General features: G+C 40.4%; 2 protein-coding genes. Both read right to left on the bottom strand.

What is annotated here, in order from left to right; translation table 11 throughout:
- Positions 1 to 615 precede the first annotated feature (615 nt).
- Positions 616 to 768: a hypothetical protein gene (locus tag GH808_RS14995; RefSeq protein ID WP_186843590.1), complete on the bottom strand. Its 153-nt coding sequence runs from the start codon at positions 766 to 768 to the stop codon at positions 616 to 618.
- A gap of 371 nt (positions 769 to 1,139) precedes the next feature.
- Entirely contained in the window at positions 1,140 to 2,150 is a 1,011-nt protein-coding gene (locus GH808_RS14990) for a nuclease-related domain-containing protein (RefSeq protein WP_186843589.1), read from the bottom strand.
- Between the last annotated feature and the right edge of the window lie 328 nt (positions 2,151 to 2,478).

Below are 2,478 nucleotides of genomic sequence, written 5' to 3'. Positions count from 1 at the left end.
CTTTAGTATTAACGATGCTTCTTCGGTCTCTTCACTTTCGTTCAGCTTCATGGCACATACCTGACTGATTATTCAGCCTTTTCCATTTGCGCTCAGCACCATAACTTTTGGTTACAGCACCCAAAGGGGTTTGAAACCCACACCTGAATGTCGATTTCGAGAGGTCTACTCTCATCTCTTATAAAGCATGAATTCAGATTTTCTTCTTTCCTCCTTTCACTTCCTGAATCCTTCAGGACACACTGAGACGCATGTACATTATAGCCATGATTGTCCACAATAAGCAGAACGATCATGGCTGTTTTTTAATCTCACTTTGTATTTCTAAAAATACGCTTTCCATGCTGGCAATTGGCGCATCATATTCTCCACCGCCTTTTCGGCGACACCCTGGTCAAGCCCCTGGGTTTTGATGGTGAAATTAATCAGGCTTTGCTTCTTTTCTTCAAATGATTGCCAAATAAATCTTCAAATTCAACCGCTTGCTGGTTCCAATTTGAAACGGCTCGCTTAGAAAGTTCACACTCTTATTTCGTAGCCATTCATACGCATCATTGACGTTATCCACAACAAACCAGATGGTCGGTTTGACATCCAGGAATTTACTTTTTTCCTTTAAATTAATCGCTGGTCCTTCATTACCATAATTGAATAATCATCTCCCATATCCTGGATTATCAATCTCTCCCTGATATGCTGATCCGGATTATCTGTACCCTTTACAATGATTCTCAGTTCTGTTTCAGACTGAGCCTGTTCAATTTCCATATTGGAAATTGCCTCGTTCATCGTCGGATTACTGTTTCCGCTCTTCTGTACTCGAACCCCTGGATCCCCTAATTCGGCACTAGCATTGTGCCGCTTCTCAGCTTTTACGATTATTTTCCAGTTCGATTCGTATCATCAACCAACTTTGGAAATCTTTCAAAATTACTAAGAAGATACTTTACTTTGCATTCCGGATCTGATCTAGAATAGTGCAGTTCATTGATATCCCTGTGTACAGAGCGGCTACTAACATTAAAATCTCCACCAACTGATCAACCTTAACGATCTGCCCGCTCTGTAAACAGTAATGGGTGTATAAGAGTCGTGTGCTTTTGTCTGCCTTACAGCTCACTTGAGCACCTCCTGTTTTATTAGAAATTCTTCTTACAACTATTAATTCTCGCTTCTAAGCTCTTCCTCTGTCCATAGGTGAGCCCAGCCGAACGATATCCCACAATATAGTCAGCAAGGAGATCCTTCTTGATTACCGGAATGCTGCTGTTTTCCTGTCCTACAATCAGCAATGAAGGATTAGACATGCAAACCATATCGATAATTGGGACCTGATCTCCCACAATACTCTGAAGAAGAACATGATGCCTAAAGAGCTGTTGTGCAGGATTTTCCGCAGAAATCCACTCTGTTTCTCCCCTCTTAAGGCGAAGCCAGTTTCCTGCCTTATCAATGGCAAGCTTCCCAGAATAGTTCTTTGTCTCGATATTAAAAATGCCCTGCGGACCAATCACGATATGGTCATATTCCTGTGTTTCATCTAAGAAAGCCGGATTTTCAAGCAGAATGATATTGTCGCCGTACTTTCCAGTACAGTCCTTCTCAATCACAGAATATTCGTTTGGTAACCACTTCAACACATAATCTACCGCATCTTCACCAGGCTTCCCCCAACTATTTACATACCCATTCGTCTTAGCTGATGTTGTTGGCCTCTTCATTCCCTCAGAGCTATTACTAGAATTCTGTGAAATGTTTTCATGCTGTTTACGATTAGAAGTATTATAGTTTGGATTATACGAGTAATCAGCACCTTCAAGAATCTTCTTCATTTCAGAAAGAGTGCTAATAATATGGAAATAGATATTGCAGTTACAATGATCTACTACATAAGAAGAACTCCAATACATCTGCTCGTTCTCAAATACCTTTAGAATACCTGACATTTCTGTAGAAGAAGCTGCATCAATAGTAGCCTTGAACCGTCGCATATCAGTTCCTCTTCTCAAACCATAGTAAGGGTATAAAGCAAGAAACCTCGCCTGGCGTGTTTCCAAAACTTCTCTCTTTTCATCAAAATAATTCCTAAGAAGACTTGCCTGGCGGCTACGTTCCTTATATTCTCTGTCGTTCACATTTGTAATCTGCATTTATCTCACCTCGTTGATCAATATTAACTACATTACTTAAATCAGCTTGCTCTCCTCAAATGTGAGTCTTCTCTTTTTTCACATTTGATAACGAATGGGCCATGTGCTCTGTCTCTGTTTGAAAGTCTGTTCTGTTTCCGAACTTGTAAACTGTACTTAAACACTTTCATGACTACCTCCGTTTCAAATGGGACCACTCAATGTTAGTGATTTTCTGAGATGACACCATTTCGTTCGCATTCATTGTCTCTTAAATGCTCATATTTTTGTCATCAACCTTTATGGTTTTGATGGCAGGAAAGCCTGCCATCGATTGGTTACTCAATGA

Origin of the sequence: Acetobacterium fimetarium (genome assembly GCF_014284475.1) — a bacterium.
In the GTDB taxonomy this organism is placed as follows: domain Bacteria; phylum Bacillota; class Clostridia; order Eubacteriales; family Eubacteriaceae; genus Acetobacterium; species Acetobacterium fimetarium.
The sequence above is the reverse complement of the archived record's forward strand: the minus strand, read 5'-3'. Positions and strand labels throughout refer to the sequence as shown.